A 15663-nucleotide genomic window follows, 5' to 3' on the forward strand; every position below is an offset into this window, starting at 1 on the left:
TACAGCACAAGCACCCACACGAATTGCTTGATTCAGTTGTTAAAGAGCGGGTGGTTAAGATCTTTCGTCTCAACCGAGGCGCGCATTCTACAGCGTCTCTTTTATCTGTCAAGCGGTTATTTTAAGAAGCTTTCAAAGTTTCCTTATCAACTTCAACCACTTGCGCTTCGTTCGACTTAACGTCTCACATCAGCGGGAGGCGAATTCTACAGCGTTACAACCTGCTGTCAACTGCCTTTTTCACCGCTGTCGATTCAAGCATCTGAACCGAAGCATTCCTCGCTACTTACTTCGTCCAACTCTTTGATTACCAAGGAGTTTTCCGTTTCGTCTGCGCCGGAAGTGGGGCGAATTATAGACAGATCCAGAGGAGCGTCAAGCACTTATTTAATGAAACTGTCATATCGGTCAAAAATAGCTAGGAGTAGGCAAGTTTGGGGACTCGCCCACCCTAAAGCTTTAAAGACTGGGGAACGCAAACTGCGAGGCCTCGTGACGGGCGCGCTGCGGCCACCGCTGTGTAATGGCTTTACGACGGGTATAGAAGCGAACGCCATCCGGGCCATAAGCATGCAGGTCACCAAACAGGGACCGCTTCCATCCGCCAAAGCTGTGATAAGCCACAGGTACGGGCAGCGAAACGTTCACCCCAACCATTCCCACCTCGATCCCGTCGCAGAACAGGCGGGCTGCCTCACCATCGCGGGTGAAGATGCAGGTGCCATTGCCGTATTCATGGTCGTTGATCAACTCCATGGCCTGTTCGAGACTGTCCACGCGCACGACGCACAGCACAGGACCGAATATCTCTTCTTTATAGATGCGCATGTCGGCCGTGACATGGTCGAAAAGACAGCCTCCCAGAAAGAAGCCCTCCTCATGTCCGGATACCGTTAAGCCACGACCGTCGACTACCAGCTTCGCTCCTGCTGCTACGCCATCTTCTATATAGCTGCACACTTTATCGCGATGCTGCCTTGTCACCAGAGGGCCCATATCAAGACCGCTTGAAGTGCCGGCGCCGATCTTCAATCCGTTGATCTGGGGCACCAGCTTGGCGACCAGGGCATCGGCGACCTGGTCACGCACGCACACTGCAACCGAAATCGCCATGCAGCGCTCACCACACGAACCATAGGCGGCACCCATCAATCAGTCGATTTGATTCAGGGCCTGGCCCACCGCGTCAAACATGCGGTCGAGGTCTTCCGGCTTGCTGTTGAAGGTCGGGCCGAACTGCAGGGTGTCGCCGCCGAAGCGCACATAGAAACCCGCCTTCCATAGCTTCATGGCCGTTTCAAAGGGCCGCACAATGACGTCACCGTCCCGCGGCGCAATCTGAATGGCGCCCGCGAGCCCGTAATTACGAATATCGACGACATTCTTGCTGCCCCTCAAAGCATGCAAATAGCTTTCGAAATGGGGCGCAGTTTCAGCCACTTGCTGCACCAGATTCTCTCGCTGAATGATCTCCAGCGCGGCAAGGCCGGCGGCGCAAGCAACGGGGTGCGCTGAATAGGTGTAGCCATGGGGAAACTCCACGGCGTATTCAGGCGTCGGCTGACTCATGAACGTCTGGTAGATCTCGGTGCTGGCAATGACTGCCCCCATCGGGATCGCACCGTTGGTGATCTGCTTGGCAATGCACATCAGGTCCGGCGTCACGCCGAAGCTGTCGGCGCCGAACATCGAACCGGTTCGGCCGAAGCCGGTAATGACCTCATCGAAAATCAGCAGGATGTTGTGCAGATCGCAGATTTCACGCAGACGCTTGAGATAACCCTGCGGCGGGACTATCACGCCCGCAGAACCCGCCATGGGCTCAACAATCACCGCTGCGATGTTCGATGCGTCGTGCAGTTCGATCAGCTTGAGCATTTCATCGGCCAGCGCAATGCCGCCCTGCTCCGGCATGCCCCGTGAGTAGGCGTTGCTGGCGAGCAGCGTATGCGGCAGATGATCGACGTCCATCAATTGCCCGAACATCTTGCGGTTGCCGTTGACGCCACCCAGGCTGGTGCCGGCGATGTTCACGCCATGATAGCCACGGGCGCGGCCGATCATCTTGGTTTTGGTCGCCTGGCCCTTTAGACGCCAGTAAGCGCGGACCATCTTGACCGCAGTGTCAGCGCACTCCGATCCAGAGTCGGTATAAAAGACGTGATTCAGCTTGCCGGGTGTCAGATCGGTGATCTTTTCAGCCAGCTGGAACGACAGCGGGTGTCCGAACTGGAATCCTGGCGAGTAGTCCAGCGTACCCAGCTGGCGGGATACCGCTTCCTGGATCTCCTTGCGCGTATGCCCTGCCCCACAGGTCCAAAGCCCCGACAGACCGTCATAGATTTTGCGGCCCTTGTCGTCCGTGAGATAGCTGCCTTCGGCGGCGACGATCAGCCGTGGATCACGGTGGAAGTTTCGGTTCGCCGTGTAGGGCATCCAGTGGGCGTCAAGTTTGAGCTGGCTCGCCAGAGACATGTCGGACGATTCGGGCATATTCATCGGAATTAACCTCACTGGGCGTGGGTGGCCTGATTTTCTGATTGAAGCGCGGGCAGGCGCAGGGCCGGTTGCAGCTAAAGTGACACGAGCATAAAGTCTGGAAAATCCTACTTTTACGATCTTCAGTTGACTGGCCACTAAACTATGAGCACCCGCCGTAACGACCCTCTGGCGCAAGTCAGCGATTTTGATATTCGTCTGTTGCGCATCTTTCGTAGCGTGGTGGAGGCCGGCGGCTTTTCGGCAGCGGAAAGCGCGCTGGGTATCGGTCGCTCCGCCATCAGTCAGCAGATGAGTGATCTGGAGCAACGCTTGGGACTGCGTCTTTGCCAACGAGGTCGTGCGGGGTTTTCCCTTACGGAGGAAGGCCGTGAGGTCTATCAGTCATCACTGCAGTTACTGAGCGCCCTCGAGAGTTTTCGTACGGAGGTGAATGGTCTTCACCGACACCTGCGCGGCGAACTGAACATCGGACTGACGGACAATCTCGTCACACTCCCCCATATGCGGATCACCCACGCGCTGTCCCATCTGAAAGAACGTGGCCCGGACGTGCACATCAATATCCGCATGATCGCGCCAAACGAAGTCGAGCAGGGTGTGCTCGATGGCAGCTTGCACGTTGGCGTCGTACCCCAGGCCAGCGCCCTGTCGGGACTGGAATATCAGCCGCTTTATAGCGAGCGTTCGCTGCTGTATTGCGCCGTCGGACACCCGTTGTTTTACGTAGAAGATGCGCAACTGGATGACGATCGGCTGTCCGCGCAGGAGACGATCGCTCCGACGTTTCGTCTGCCGAGTGAAATCCAGGCGCACTATCAGGCGCTGAAATGCACCGCGAGTGCGTCGGACCGGGAAGGCATGGCGTTTCTGATTCTGACGGGGCGTTACATTGGCTACCTACCCGATCATTACGCCAGCCTTTGGGTGCAACAGGGCCGGCTGCGCGCGCTGAAGCCCACGGCGCGGTTCTATGATGTGAGCCTTGTGACCGTCACGCGCAAAGGCCGCCGCCCCCATTTGGTGCTGGAAAGTTTTCTGGAGAGTCTGGCTGCTACACGATGAAGCCCGCTTGGTGTGTCGTAGCATTTACTACGCCCACCGAATCCGGCTCGGTAACCACCTATCTCATTGATAGGCAGACATATAAGCCACAGCGCCAGGTACGTATCTGATCAGTTGGACAGGTTTTTGCAGTAAGGCTGGATGTCGAAGCCCCACACAACATTGAGAGCCAGCATGCAGCCTGAAGCGCCAGACAATAACGACCTCATCTATGGCCTCAACGACCGGCCGCGCCCCGCGCCAGCGATCCTGGCGGCAATCCAGCATGTGCTCGCTGCCTTCGTGGGCATTATCACGCCGCCACTGATTATCGGATCGGCGCTAGGCCTCGGTGCTTACATGCCTTATCTGATCAGCATGGCGCTGATGGTCTCTGGGGTGGGCACGTTCATTCAGGCGCGCCGGCCGTTCGGTATCGGCGCCGGCATGATTTGCCTGCAAGGCACCAGTTTCGCGTTTCTCGGCGCGGTACTGTCGGCAGGTTTTATGGTCAAGCAGCGCGGTGGCAGCCCGGAGGACATCATGGCGATGGTGTTCGGTGTGTGTTTCTTCGGCGCCGTCGTGCAGATTGTGCTGAGCCGTTTCATCGGCCAGTTGCGTCGGGTGATCACGCCGCTGGTCACCGGCATCGTCATCACGCTGATCGGCGTCAGCTTGATCAAGGTCGGCGTGACTGATCTGGGAGGCGGCTTCAACGCCCCGGACTTCGGCGAGCCGGTCAATCTGGCCCTCGGCGTTTTCGTGCTGGCAGTGATCATCGCGCTCAACCGTTCGAGCGCGCCCTGGTTGCGCCTGTCGGCCATTATTATCGGGCTCGCAGTCGGCAGCATTGCAGCCTGGTTCAGCGGCAAGCTCGTGCCTCACTCCATTGCCGACCTTGCGCTGGTCAGCATTCCTGTGCCCTTTCGCTTCGGATTCAGCTTCGACTGGGCCGCGTTCCTGCCGGTCGCGCTGATTTATCTGATCAGCAGTATCGAAACCGTCGGTGACCTCACCGCCAACTGCATGCTCTCCCGGGAACCCATCAAGGGCCCAAGCTACATCGCTCGGTTGAAGGGCGGTGTATTGGGCGACGGGGTCAGTTGCATGATCGCGGCGACTTTCAGCGCATTCCCCAATACCACTTTCGCGCAGAACAACGGTGTGATTCAGCTCACCGGCGTCGCCAGCCGGTATGTGGGCCTGTACATCGGAGCGATCCTGTTTCTGCTAGGACTGTTCCCGATGATAGGTGCGATTCTTCAGCAGATTCCGAAACCGGTGCTTGGCGGCGCGACATTGGTGATGTTCGGCAGCGTCGCAGCGGCAGGCGTACGGATACTCGCGCAAGCGCCGCTGGATCGCCGCAGCATGTTGATCATCGCCACCTCTTTCGGTGTAGGACTGGGCATCGCGGCGCAACCGACGCTGCTGCATCATTTGCCACAGTGGGTGCAGAGCCTGTTCGACTCGGCGATTACCAGCGGCGGGCTGACGGCCATCGTGATGTGCCTGGTGCTCCCGGAAGCCAAGCAATCGAGCGAAGCAAAAAAAACGACAGGGGAATCTCTTGAGCATTGATTTACGAGGGCAACGCTTGTCGGATCCTCGCGGGTGCGCTATCTGTTCACCGCGTCGCACCCCATGATCCGTCTGGAACCGCCCATGACCCTCGAAGTCCCCGCTCACAGCCCCAGCGCCACCAAACCGGCCAGCCGCATTCGCCAGAAGAATGAAGAAGCGATCCTCAAGGCGGCCGAGGACGAATTCGCTCGGCATGGCTTCAAGGGCACCAGCATGAACACCATCGCGCAGAATGCCGGGTTGCCCAAAGCCAACTTGCACTATTACTTCACCAACAAGCTGGGGCTGTATATCGCGGTGCTGAGCAACATCATCGAGTTGTGGGACAGCACCTTTAACAACCTGAGCGCAAACGATGACCCGGCGCAGGCGCTGACGCACTACATACGCGCAAAGATGGAGTTCTCACGTCGCCAGCCACAAGCTTCGCGCATCTTCGCGATGGAGATCATCAGTGGCGGCGAATGCCTGAATCAGTATTTCAGCCAGGACTACCGCGAATGGTTTCAGGGCCGTGCCGCCGTTTTCCAGGCGTGGATCGACGCCGGGAAGATGGACCCGGTCGATCCGGTGCATCTGATTTTCCTGCTGTGGGGCAGCACTCAGCATTACGCTGACTTCGCCACCCAGATTTGCCAGGTCACCGGCCGTTCGAAACTGACCAGGCAAGACATGGAGGCCGCTGGGGATAACTTGATCCGCATCATTCTCAAAGGCTGCGGACTCACGCCTGCTTTATAACTCCTCAAACCCCAAGCGCAGTCTGGAATTTCAATGCCTTTTACGCTCACCGGCCCCTGCGAGTTTCGCGAAGAGATTCGCAAGAGCCGCTTCATTACCCTCGCTGCCCCCATCGATACGCCTGCCGATGCTCAGGTGTTTATCGAGCAGCACAGTGATCTCGACGCCACCCACAATTGCTGGGCATGGAAGCTGGGCGCGCAGTACCGCAGCAACGACGATGGCGAACCGGGCGGCACCGCTGGGCGGCCGATACTCGCGGCCATTGATGCTCAGGATTTTGATCGGGTCGTCGTGCTGGTCATCCGCTGGTACGGCGGAATTCAACTGGGCACCGGCGGGCTCGCGAGGGCCTATGGCGGGGGCGCCAACAAATGCCTGCAGCAGGCTGATCGAGTGCCGTTGATCAACCGAGTGTCGTTGCAATTCGATTGCAGCTTTAGCGAGCTGGTGCTGATAAAGCTGCGAGTGGCCGAACTCAATGGGCTTGTGGAGGATGAGCGCTTCAACGCAAACGGCGTCACGCTCTCAATCGCTCTGGGCCCCGAGCAGATTGAAACCCTTCAACGCCAACTGTCCGATATCAGTCGCGGACGAATTGTCTTGCAGCCGCCGCAGTAATCGATCCGCAGACGTATCGACGCTTTCCCGGCTAAAGCCGGTCCTACAAGGAAACGCGACGACTGTAATCGCCAGTGGCATTTGCCCACATCTACTGTGCATCCGCCTGTGGACAAGCTGAGCACATGTCGCCGTAGGCCACGCCCCATAAGGCTTTGCGCAGCTTGATTATTTTTTAGCCAAATCGGAGCGCTGTGAGTAAAAGCAGCCGCAAAACAGGACGTTAGCGTCATTTATGCCGATGCGGCGCTCGTTTCGAGCCGCTCATACCGCCGATCCACATCTACCCACATTAGCTGTGGAGCAATCTGTGGATAACCCGTGCAAGCCTTTGCGGACTGCCGGGTACAACGCGCATTGGCGGAACTGGATGTTTTTTATACAACCCTATCGCTGGCAGGCTGGAGCGTGCGCCATCCTGGTCGCCTGACATTCAAATCGGAAACGCCCACTCACATATGTCGTGAGCCTCTGTCATCCTCTGCCGCTAACTTATGCGCCTCGCGGCAACACAGTGCTCTAGAAAACAAAATTCCCGCCGAGTCGCGATGTCCATCGAATGAGTGAAATTTTTCGTTTGTCTGTACAGGAGTCATTTCAATGTCTACCCCTAAAACAGCCCTTATTATCGGCGCTTCACGCGGCCTTGGCCTTGGATTGGTGAAACGTCTAACGGAACTGGGCTGGGAAGTCACCGCCACTGTCCGCGATGCCCAAAAGGTCGACGAACTGAAAGCACTGCCGAATGTCCAGTTGCAGACACTGGACATGGATGAGCAATCTTCTCTGGAAGTCCTCACCCATAACCTCAAGGGCCAGACCTATGATCTGCTGTTCGTCAACGCCGGCGTGATGGGCCCGATGCATCCCAACCCCACAGACGCCACGGCCGGCGAACTGGGTCAGCTGTTTCTCACCAATGCGGTCGCGCCGATCCGCCTGGCCAAGCGCTTCGTTGACCAGATCCGTCCCGACACCGGTGTGATTGCGTTCATGAGTTCGGTGCTCGGCAGTGTCACCATGCCGGACGCGCCAGAGATGGCGTTGTACAAAGCCAGCAAAGCCGCGCTGAACTCAATGACCAACACCTTCGTGACGCAATTGGGCGAGAACAAACCCACCGTGCTGTCGATGCACCCCGGCTGGGTCCGTACGGCGATGGGCGGTGAAGGCGCCGACATCGACGTCGAAACCAGCGTGCGCGGGATTGTCGAGCAGCTTGAGCGGTTTGCAGGGAAAGGCGGTCATCACTTCGTGAACTACAAGGGTGAGACGATTCCCTGGTGATTGCGATGCACGTCGCGGCAGCATGAGCTGTCGTGACTTGCCGACCTGCGCTACAACACCCTAGAATCTGCCCTTGCCTCGCAGCGCGTTCGATGCTGCGGCGACCCTGGATCAGCAGACAGGGCAACACTGAGCTGGCGACCTGAACCCACTTTCAGAGGAGCCGGCCAATGCCCGCGATCCGTACCTGGTTGAAAAATCCCCTTGCCGTTTTCACGGCCAATGACCTCGATGCCTGTGGCGGCCTGGTGGTCGAAGGCGGGGTCATCGTTGAGATGCTCGCGCGGGGGCAACGGCCTGCGCAGCCCTGCGATCACGTGTTTGATGCGCGCGAGCATGTCTTGCTGCCCGGACTGATCAATACGCATCACCACTTTTATCAAACCCTTACCCGCGCCTGGGGCCCGGTGGTCAATCAGCCGTTATTCCCCTGGCTGAAAACCCTGTATCCAGTGTGGGCGCGGCTGACCCCTGAAAAACTCGCGCTGGCCAGCAAAGTCGCCCTGACCGAATTGCTGCTGTCAGGCTGTACCACCGCCGCCGACCATCATTATCTGTTCCCGCAGGGTCTGGAAAACGCCATTGATGTCCAGGTAGAAAGCGTCCGCGAACTGGGCATGCGCGCGATGCTGACGCGGGGTTCAATGACCTTGGGCGAAGTAGACGGCGGCTTGCCACCCCAGCAAACCGTCCAGCAGGGCCAGGTGATTCTCGATGACAGCGTGCGGTTGATCGAGACCTACCACGAGCGGGGTGACGGCGCGCAGATCCAGATTGCATTGGCGCCGTGCTCGCCGTTTTCGGTGACGACCGAGATCATGGCCGAAAGCGCGGCCCTCGCCGAAAAACACGACGTGCGTCTGCACACCCACCTGGCTGAAACGCTGGACGAAGAGGACTTCTGCCTGCAGCGCTTCGGCCTGCGCACGGTGGATTATCTGGACAGCGTCGGCTGGCTCGGGCCTCGCACATGGCTGGCCCACGGCATTCATTTCAACAGCGAGGAGATCACTCGCCTCGGTCAGGCGGGCACCGGGGTCTGTCATTGCCCGAGTTCGAATATGCGCCTTGCGTCAGGCATCTGCCCCACGCTCGACCTGCTTGCCGCGGGCGCGCCGATCGGTCTGGGTGTCGACGGCTCTGCGTCAAATGACGCCTCGAACATGATGCTTGAGGCCAAGCAGGCGCTTTACCTGCAGCGCCTGCGTTACGGGGCGGAAAAGATCACACCGGAACTGGCATTAGGCTGGGCGACCAAGGGCTCGGCGCAATTGCTGGGCCGACATGACATCGGCGAGTTGGCCGCGGGCAAGCAGGCTGATCTGGCGCTGTTCAAGCTGGACGAGTTGCGCTTCTCCGGCAGTCACGAGCCGCTCTCGGCGCTGTTGCTGTGCGGCGCTGATCGCGCAGACCGGGTGATGATCGGCGGCAAATGGCGGGTGATCGATGGTCAGGTAGAAGGGCTGGATCTGAAGGGGTTGATTACAGAACATCTGCAGGCTGCTGCGGAATTGATCAGAGGTTAATGCGCTGTTACAGCCGTGGGGAAGTGAAGCTGCTGACTCCCCCACGGCTCGATTCAAGCCCAATCTGGTCTATAGCCCCATCAAAGACAGCATGATGAAGGTGGCAAACAGCACGAAATGGGTCATGCCTTCGATGGCGTTGGTTTCGCCGTCATTGAGGTTAATGGCGCAGACCAGCAAGGTGACGAAGATCATCACGGTCTGCACCGGCGTCATTGCCATCTGGAACGCCTGACCGCTGTAAAGCGCCATGCCTTCCATGACCGGCACGGTCAGGATCACCGTCGACAGCGAAGCGCCGAGGGCGATGTTGACCACCGATTGCATGCGGTTGGCCAGTGCGGCTCGTAACGCAGTCAGAATCTCCGGTGCTGCCGAAATCGCCGCCACCAGAATCGCCGTCATTACCGGCGGCGCGCCGCTGCCTTCAAGGCCCAGATCAACGGTTTTCGACATGACCTCGGCCAACGCGCCAATCACCACTACGCCGAAGACCAGCGTCGCGATCGAGCGCGTCAGGTTGACTGGCTCGTGGGTTTCCTCCGCCTCACCCTTGCGGCGCTTCTTGTCCGGGTAGCTGTAGCTGAAGAAGTAACTGTGCGGCCCGACCTGCATGCGCAGGAACAGCGCATAAAGCAGGATCATCGCGCCAATGGTGAAGGCCGAATACAGCTTCCACTTCCCTTCCGGAATGAATTCCGGCACGACCATCGACACCGCCATGGCAGTCAGAATCATCACGCTGTAAGACCGCGCGGAGTCATCGTTGTAAGACTGTTCACCGTGCTTGAGCCCGCCCATCAACGCGGCAAGACCCAGGATTGCGTTGATGTCGAGCATCACGGCCGAGTAGATGGTGTCCCTCACCAGCGTGGGTGAAGGCTCATTGTTCATCATGATCGCCAGAATCACGACTTCAACCAGCACCGCCGACAACGTCAGGATCATCGTGCCGTAGGGATCACCGACTTTTTCCGCCAGCAACTCGGCGTGGTGAGCCACGCGCAGCGAGGCGCAGATGATGAAGCCCACCAGAGCGATGCCCGCGATCAGCGCGACGGTATTTCCGTTGCTGAGCAATTGGTGTTCGTAGAAGTACGCGAAAAAGGTCGCAATGACCGCCAGTAGAAGAAACTTTTCCTGCTTGAGAATCGTGCCCATCGCTGCCTTTTAGCCCCTTGCGACCCTGGCCGCACATCCATGAAGTGAAGTTTACTGAAGCGCTTGAGAGTGTTGATGTAAACAAAGGTTTCAAGACAGCCTAGCAGCGGGTCGCGACAGATCGTCGCGCCGCCGCGTCAAATCGCCCTCACCCAGACCGTCCGGAGGACATCAAGGGGCAGAGAAAAAAGCTGCAACGGCGGCCTGTCGTTGCCCAGACCTGTGCTGATACGAGTCAAAGCAGTGTGTGAACCGTCCGGTCAGGTTTTATTCAGCCCGTGCTCCTGACTCTGTAGAATGCCCACCATTGCACTTTACGAGACAACGCCCATGTACGACTGGTTGAACGCCCTGCCCAAGGCAGAACTGCACCTGCATCTGGAGGGCTCGCTGGAGCCGGAACTGTTGTTCGCTCTGGCTGAGCGCAACAAGATCGCCCTGCCCTGGGCGGACGTCGAAACCCTGCGCAAGGCCTATGCCTTCAACAATCTGCAGGAGTTTCTAGACCTGTATTACCGCGGCGCCGACGTACTGCGCACCGAGCAGGATTTCTACGACCTGACCTGGGCTTACCTGGAGCGCTGCAAGGCGCAGAACGTCATCCACACCGAACCGTTCTTCGATCCTCAGACCCACACTGACCGCGGCGTTCCCTTTGAAGTCGTGCTTAACGGCATCGCCGGCGCGTTGAAAGACGGCAAGGAAAAGCTCGGCATCGGCAGCGGCCTGATCCTCAGCTTCCTGCGCCATTTGAGCGAAGACGAAGCGCAGAAGACCCTCGACATGGCCCTGCCCTATCGCGACACCTTCGTGGCCGTCGGCCTGGACAGCTCGGAAATGGGCCATCCGCCGAGCAAGTTCAAGCGGGTTTTTGATCGTGCTCGCGGCGAAGGCTTTCTGACCGTTGCCCACGCAGGTGAGGAAGGTCCGCCGGAGTACATCTGGGAAGCGCTGGATTTGCTGAAAATCCAGCGTATCGATCACGGCGTGCGCGCCATCGAGGACGAGCGCCTGATGCAGCGAATCATCGATGAGCAGATTCCGCTGACGGTCTGCCCGCTGTCCAACACCAAGCTCTGTGTTTTCGACCACATGGGTCAGCACAACATTCTCGACATGCTCGAGCGCGGCGTGAAAGTGACGGTCAACTCCGATGACCCGGCGTACTTCGGCGGCTACGTGACCGAGAACTTCCACGCGCTGCACACGCACCTCGGCATGACCCAGGATCAGGCCAAGCGCCTGGCGCAGAACAGCCTCGACGCTCGTCTGATCAAGCCCTGATCAGCCACGCCCCCTGAGCAGGAAAAGCGTGTGGACGTTCTGCTCCACACGCCGCGCTTCCCTCTCGGGATGTCACGCCGCCGAGGCGATCTTGCTGATTTCTCGCTGACCATTGGAAGAGACCTGCAACGTACAGGCCTCTTCCGTCGTCCGCAGCCAACCCAACTGCATGAACAACTGCAGGAGCCCCGCTCCCAACGCGCCACCCAGGTGCGGTCTGCTTTCATGACAGTCGACACAGGCACACACGGCTTCGCGTCGTCTGTGGGCCAGCGCGGGAATGAAGATGCCCCGTTCGGCAAAGCGGGAGATACCGACACTGGTGACTTCCAGCCGGTGTTCGGATTGTTCGATCCAGCCCGCACCCAACATTCGCAAATACAGCTCGGCACCCATTTCGCCGCCCAGATGGTCCGCGCAGACACTGGCGCGGCATAACGGCAGGGGCGGCAATGGTTGCGCCATGCTGCGGCTGATCAGGTCCGCGCTGACCATTGATGCACTGACCAGCGCCTGGACGGCGGTCCGGACTTCCGGCGCAGCGAGCCTGAAGTAACGCTTGCGGGCGCGGACTTCGTGGCGCAGCAATCCGCCGGCAGCAAGGCGCGCCAGGTGCGCACCGGCAGAAGAAGTGGACAGACCCACCAGCGAAGCGACTTCATTGGCCGCCCGCGATGTTCCGTCCATCAATGCCCAGACAATCGCGCTGCGTTTAGGGTCGGCGAGCAACGCAGCAATCTGGCTGATGCAAGGTACATATTCCATGTCTTCACTCCCTGTTGAACATTATCTAAGCGGACCGGCGCCGGTGTGCAGGTCGAGGCGTGCCATTGGCGCGCAATCACGGGCTTGATCAGTCGAAAGCGCCGGGCCGTTTTTGTGGTGAACCATCATCGGTGTTTAAGGCGAAAACGGACCTTGATTTAAATCACGTCATACGAACTCTCATGGCTGGAACTTGCGAGCAATACAGATAGCTGCGCCTGAGCGACACAGTTAGAACAGCGAGAATTAAATCGGATCCTTGACGGCGCTTAGTATAAGACCTGCAGCCGATCGGCGGACCAACTTGTCCATTGCCTCGTCCTTTGTTTGTGGGCCGTATTGGCAAATGTTCAGCACAATCCGGCAACCCGTTTGCTGCGCAGATTCAGCCAGATAGCCGACACCCCTTGAAGGACGGGCATTTGCGCGGGCAATGGCCGTTCACGAATTTGCCGTCAGGGCGATTGCCTACACCGGAAACTCCTGAGCCCTGCAAGAAAATAATCTGCGCATGGGCGTGTCAGAAGTGAACTTCGCTCGATCAAGCACGAAACTCAGTTAAGCGTTTTTATTCTCTGTAAGAAGTTTCCAATTCTGAAGTAGTAAACAACCGTATATAACTCACTTTTTTTCAACAGCCTGAACATGCTTGTACAGGCACGCGTTAAACCTGGCGAAAACCGGCAACGCGTTAACGTTGCCGACGCTGGCTAGATACGTACATCCGCGTGAGGAATCTGCGCGTCTCGCTTCTGCTGCGCCCGGCGAGTGATCACTGCAAGCGTCACAGCCAGTACACCGCACAACGTAATGACGGTCGCCATCGGCACGGCCGTGCCGTCATGCAGTACGCCAACCAGTGCCGCCGCGCCCGCAGCAACACTGAATTGCAAACACCCTAATAAGGCTGACGCGCTGCCCGCACGTTTGCCCTGTCCGCTCATTGCGCACGCCGAAGCGTTGGGAATGATGCAGCCCAGGCTGGCGATATAGACGAACAGCGGAATCAGCAGCGGCCACAGCTTTTCGGTGTGGAGGGAGGCGATGGTCAACAGCACGAGGGCAGCAGCGAGATAGACCCAGACAGCCCGCGACAGCAACCACGCCGGACCATAGCGGCCAACGAGTCGAGCGTTCACCTGAGCGATGAGGATGAAGCCTGCAGCGTTGATACCAAATAGCCAGCCGTAGTGCTCCGCCGGGACGCCGTAAAGCTTGATGAAAACAAAAGGCGAGCCAGCAATGTAGGAAAACATCCCGGCCATCGCGATACCGCCAGTGAGCGCGTGGCCCAGGAAGATCCGGTCGCCCAACAGATTCCAGTACGACCCTAACGCGCCCGAGAGCGGCAGTCGCGGATGGCCGGCCGGCATACTCTCCGGCAAGCCCCTGAATACCGCCACCGCGGTCAGTGCGCTGAACACCGTCAAGGTCAGGAAGATGGCCTGCCAACCGACAACGTTGACCAACAACCCGCCCAGCATCGGGGCAAGGATCGGCGCCAGGCCCATGACCAGCATCAATTGCGAGAACACCTTGGCCGAGTCAACCGGCGAGCATTTGTCGCTGACGATCGCCCGTGAAAGGACCATGCCAGCACAACCGCCCAATGCCTGAACGAAGCGGGCGGCGATCAACCACTCAAGCGACGGCGCCAAGGCGCACGCCAGCGATGCGAGGGTGAACAATCCGACGCCAAACAACAGCGGAATGCGGCGGCCGAAGCGATCGGCGATCGGGCCGTAGGCGAGTTGGCCAATGCTCAGGCCAAGGAAATAAGAGGCCAGGGTCAGCTGAACGTGTTTCTCGTCAGTGCCGAACGCTAAAGCGATGGCCGGGAAACCTGGCAGGTAAAAGTCGATGGCCAACGGGCCAAAGGCGCTGAGTGCGCCGAGGATCAGAATCGTTCTGAGGTTCATCAATCTTCCTAAACGGTTTTGCGCAGCGCGACAGTTTAACAACCTTGAATCTGCGCGGCCCGCTCACAGGAAAATTACCGGAAGTTTTTTCAAGACGCCGTTGCTGGGCAAAAAAGGTGGAACTTATCCCGCGCGACCGAGCATCGGTTAATGGATTTCCTACAGCGTTTTTACTAATAACTCACAGAAGCGCTTCTAAACTTTCCCCAAGCAGTGAGGAAATCAAAATGAATGCGCGATGGGCAGTGCTGTGGTGCGTTGTAGTTGTCGCCGGATGTCAGTCTACCCACGACCAGCTATTGGCCGAAGGTTACCCACCGGCATTCGCTGACGGTTTTCAGGATGGATGCGGGAGTGGGCGGCAATCCATCGATGTCATCAAAGGGCAATTCAAAAAGGACGTGCCGCGCTATTTGCGTGACACGTTGTACGCGCAAGGGTGGTCGGACGGATTTCGTCAGTGCCAGGCGCAACTGGCCAACAGCAATGTTCAGGATCAGGGCCGCGACAGCATATGGAATGACCGCGACCGCGACTGGGACCACCAGAAAACCCAGGACGCCGCCAAAGCCTACCGCTCCCATTGAACTGACTGCCGGCGCCGGATAACGGATGAAACTATCCGGGACCCACCATGGCCCAATATGACTAAGCCATGAACAGGAGCCCCGCCATGAGTCGCGCCTTCGTCAACGAAGACAACGCCGCCGCGCAAATCGACCCGCCGGTTGAACGGCAGATCAGCGCCCAGACCAATTACGTCACCCAGCGCGGCCTTGATCAATTGCACGATCAGGTTGAGCAACTGCAAGCGCAATACAGCGAACAGAACGCCCAAGGTGATGAAGCTGACAAACAGCAGATGGCCGAAATCGAACGTGACCTGCGTTATTTCAACCAGCGCCTGCAGAGCGCTCAAGTGGTCAGCAGCAACTCAGATGACAAGGTTCAGATTGGCAGTTGGGTGACCTTTGCCGACGAGGACAGTGTCGAGCAGCGCATGCAATTGGTCGGAGAGGATCAGGCCGATGCTGCCAGCCAGCTGATCAATTGGGCGTCACCGCTGGGCAAGGCCTTGCTCGGCGCCAAAGTCGGGGACGAAGTCACTTGGAGTCGGCCGGTCGGCGACGCAGTGATCGAGGTGCTACGAATCGAACCCGACGATTGACTCATCGAACGACAATCAGCCAGACACAAAAAACGGAGCCCGAAGGCTCCGTTTTTCATGACGC

Annotated in this window: 13 protein-coding genes and 1 pseudogene; 9 read left to right on the forward strand and 5 right to left on the reverse strand. The window is 58.5% G+C overall.

All coding sequences use genetic code 11. The features are described 5' to 3' along the window. Positions 1-459: 459 nt before the first annotated feature. Together OKW98_RS25055 and OKW98_RS25060 are read right to left on the reverse strand one after the other, a co-directional pair. A pseudogene (locus tag OKW98_RS25055) lies at positions 460-1152 on the reverse strand (aldehyde dehydrogenase family protein); the annotation flags it as partial. Then, positions 1153-2499, reverse strand: coding sequence for an aspartate aminotransferase family protein (locus OKW98_RS25060; RefSeq protein ID WP_265387113.1), 1347 nt, complete (start codon positions 2497-2499; stop codon positions 1153-1155). A gap of 144 nt (positions 2500-2643) precedes the next feature. Here OKW98_RS25060 and OKW98_RS25065 point away from each other — a divergent pair, with 144 nt between their 5' ends. The 6 genes from OKW98_RS25065 (at position 2644) to OKW98_RS25090 (ending at position 9302) form a co-directional block, all read left to right on the forward strand. Continuing rightward, positions 2644-3564: a LysR family transcriptional regulator gene (locus OKW98_RS25065; protein ID WP_265387115.1), complete on the forward strand. Its 921-nt coding sequence runs from the start codon at positions 2644-2646 to the stop codon at positions 3562-3564. Between the two features lie 174 nt (positions 3565-3738). Further along, the gene (locus OKW98_RS25070) at positions 3739-5124 is read left to right on the forward strand and encodes a uracil-xanthine permease family protein (RefSeq protein WP_265387116.1); all 1386 of its coding nucleotides are present in this window, start codon (positions 3739-3741) and stop codon (positions 5122-5124) included. Between the two features lie 84 nt (positions 5125-5208). Beyond that, positions 5209-5868 carry a TetR/AcrR family transcriptional regulator gene (locus OKW98_RS25075; protein ID WP_265387117.1) on the forward strand — a complete coding sequence of 220 codons (660 nt, stop codon included), beginning with the start codon at positions 5209-5211 and terminating at the stop codon, positions 5866-5868. Between the two features lie 33 nt (positions 5869-5901). Next, on the forward strand, positions 5902-6489 hold the full coding sequence (locus tag OKW98_RS25080) for an IMPACT family protein (protein ID WP_265387118.1): 588 nt from the start codon (positions 5902-5904) through the stop codon (positions 6487-6489). Positions 6490-7089: 600 nt separating this feature from the next. After that, positions 7090-7776 (forward strand): SDR family oxidoreductase, encoded by a 687-nt coding sequence (locus OKW98_RS25085; RefSeq protein ID WP_265387119.1) that lies wholly within the window; start codon positions 7090-7092, stop codon positions 7774-7776. 170 nt (positions 7777-7946) lie between these two features. After that, positions 7947-9302 carry an 8-oxoguanine deaminase gene (locus OKW98_RS25090; protein ID WP_265387120.1) on the forward strand — a complete coding sequence of 452 codons (1356 nt, stop codon included), beginning with the start codon at positions 7947-7949 and terminating at the stop codon, positions 9300-9302. Positions 9303-9371: 69 nt separating this feature from the next. Here the strand turns inward: OKW98_RS25090 and OKW98_RS25095 are convergent, their stop codons facing one another. After that, entirely contained in the window at positions 9372-10463 is a 1092-nt protein-coding gene (locus OKW98_RS25095) for a calcium:proton antiporter (RefSeq protein WP_265387121.1), read from the reverse strand. A gap of 330 nt (positions 10464-10793) precedes the next feature. Between OKW98_RS25095 and OKW98_RS25100 the strand changes: the two genes are divergently transcribed. Then, positions 10794-11747: an adenosine deaminase gene (locus OKW98_RS25100; RefSeq protein WP_265387122.1), complete on the forward strand. Its 954-nt coding sequence runs from the start codon at positions 10794-10796 to the stop codon at positions 11745-11747. A 72-nt stretch (positions 11748-11819) separates the two neighbouring features. On the opposite strand, the gene OKW98_RS25105 is transcribed toward OKW98_RS25100, so the two are convergent. Both OKW98_RS25105 and OKW98_RS25110 read right to left on the reverse strand, forming a co-directional pair. Next, positions 11820-12512 carry an ArsR/SmtB family transcription factor gene (locus tag OKW98_RS25105; protein WP_265387123.1) on the reverse strand — a complete coding sequence of 231 codons (693 nt, stop codon included), beginning with the start codon at positions 12510-12512 and terminating at the stop codon, positions 11820-11822. Between the two features lie 710 nt (positions 12513-13222). Continuing rightward, complete coding sequence (locus OKW98_RS25110; RefSeq protein ID WP_265387124.1) at positions 13223-14431, reverse strand: Bcr/CflA family multidrug efflux MFS transporter; 1209 nt, start codon at positions 14429-14431, stop codon at positions 13223-13225. Between the two features lie 227 nt (positions 14432-14658). Between OKW98_RS25110 and OKW98_RS25115 the strand changes: the two genes are divergently transcribed. Next, positions 14659-15018, forward strand: a complete 360-nt coding sequence (locus tag OKW98_RS25115; RefSeq protein WP_265387125.1) for a hypothetical protein — start codon at positions 14659-14661, stop codon at positions 15016-15018. Positions 15019-15104: 86 nt separating this feature from the next. After that, positions 15105-15599 carry a GreA/GreB family elongation factor gene (locus OKW98_RS25120; protein ID WP_265387126.1) on the forward strand — a complete coding sequence of 165 codons (495 nt, stop codon included), beginning with the start codon at positions 15105-15107 and terminating at the stop codon, positions 15597-15599. Positions 15600-15663 lie beyond the last annotated feature (64 nt).

The organism is Pseudomonas sp. KU26590 (assembly GCF_026153515.1).
Lineage (GTDB): Bacteria > Pseudomonadota > Gammaproteobacteria > Pseudomonadales > Pseudomonadaceae > Aquipseudomonas.

Bases quoted from the DNA above. Each gene is read 5' to 3' on its own strand.
- OKW98_RS25060 (WP_265387113.1), bottom strand. From the start codon at position 2,499: ATGAATATGCCCGAATCGTCCGACATGTCTCTGGCGAGCCAGCTCAAA.
- OKW98_RS25065 (WP_265387115.1), top strand. From the start codon at position 2,644: ATGAGCACCCGCCGTAACGACCCTCTGGCGCAAGTCAGCGATTTTGAT.
- OKW98_RS25070 (WP_265387116.1), top strand. From the start codon at position 3,739: ATGCAGCCTGAAGCGCCAGACAATAACGACCTCATCTATGGCCTCAAC.
- OKW98_RS25075 (WP_265387117.1), top strand. From the start codon at position 5,209: ATGACCCTCGAAGTCCCCGCTCACAGCCCCAGCGCCACCAAACCGGCC.
- OKW98_RS25080 (WP_265387118.1), top strand. From the start codon at position 5,902: ATGCCTTTTACGCTCACCGGCCCCTGCGAGTTTCGCGAAGAGATTCGC.
- OKW98_RS25085 (WP_265387119.1), top strand. From the start codon at position 7,090: ATGTCTACCCCTAAAACAGCCCTTATTATCGGCGCTTCACGCGGCCTT.
- OKW98_RS25090 (WP_265387120.1), top strand. From the start codon at position 7,947: ATGCCCGCGATCCGTACCTGGTTGAAAAATCCCCTTGCCGTTTTCACG.
- OKW98_RS25095 (WP_265387121.1), bottom strand. From the start codon at position 10,463: ATGGGCACGATTCTCAAGCAGGAAAAGTTTCTTCTACTGGCGGTCATT.
- OKW98_RS25100 (WP_265387122.1), top strand. From the start codon at position 10,794: ATGTACGACTGGTTGAACGCCCTGCCCAAGGCAGAACTGCACCTGCAT.
- OKW98_RS25105 (WP_265387123.1), bottom strand. From the start codon at position 12,512: ATGGAATATGTACCTTGCATCAGCCAGATTGCTGCGTTGCTCGCCGAC.
- OKW98_RS25110 (WP_265387124.1), bottom strand. From the start codon at position 14,431: ATGAACCTCAGAACGATTCTGATCCTCGGCGCACTCAGCGCCTTTGGC.
- OKW98_RS25115 (WP_265387125.1), top strand. From the start codon at position 14,659: ATGAATGCGCGATGGGCAGTGCTGTGGTGCGTTGTAGTTGTCGCCGGA.
- OKW98_RS25120 (WP_265387126.1), top strand. From the start codon at position 15,105: ATGAGTCGCGCCTTCGTCAACGAAGACAACGCCGCCGCGCAAATCGAC.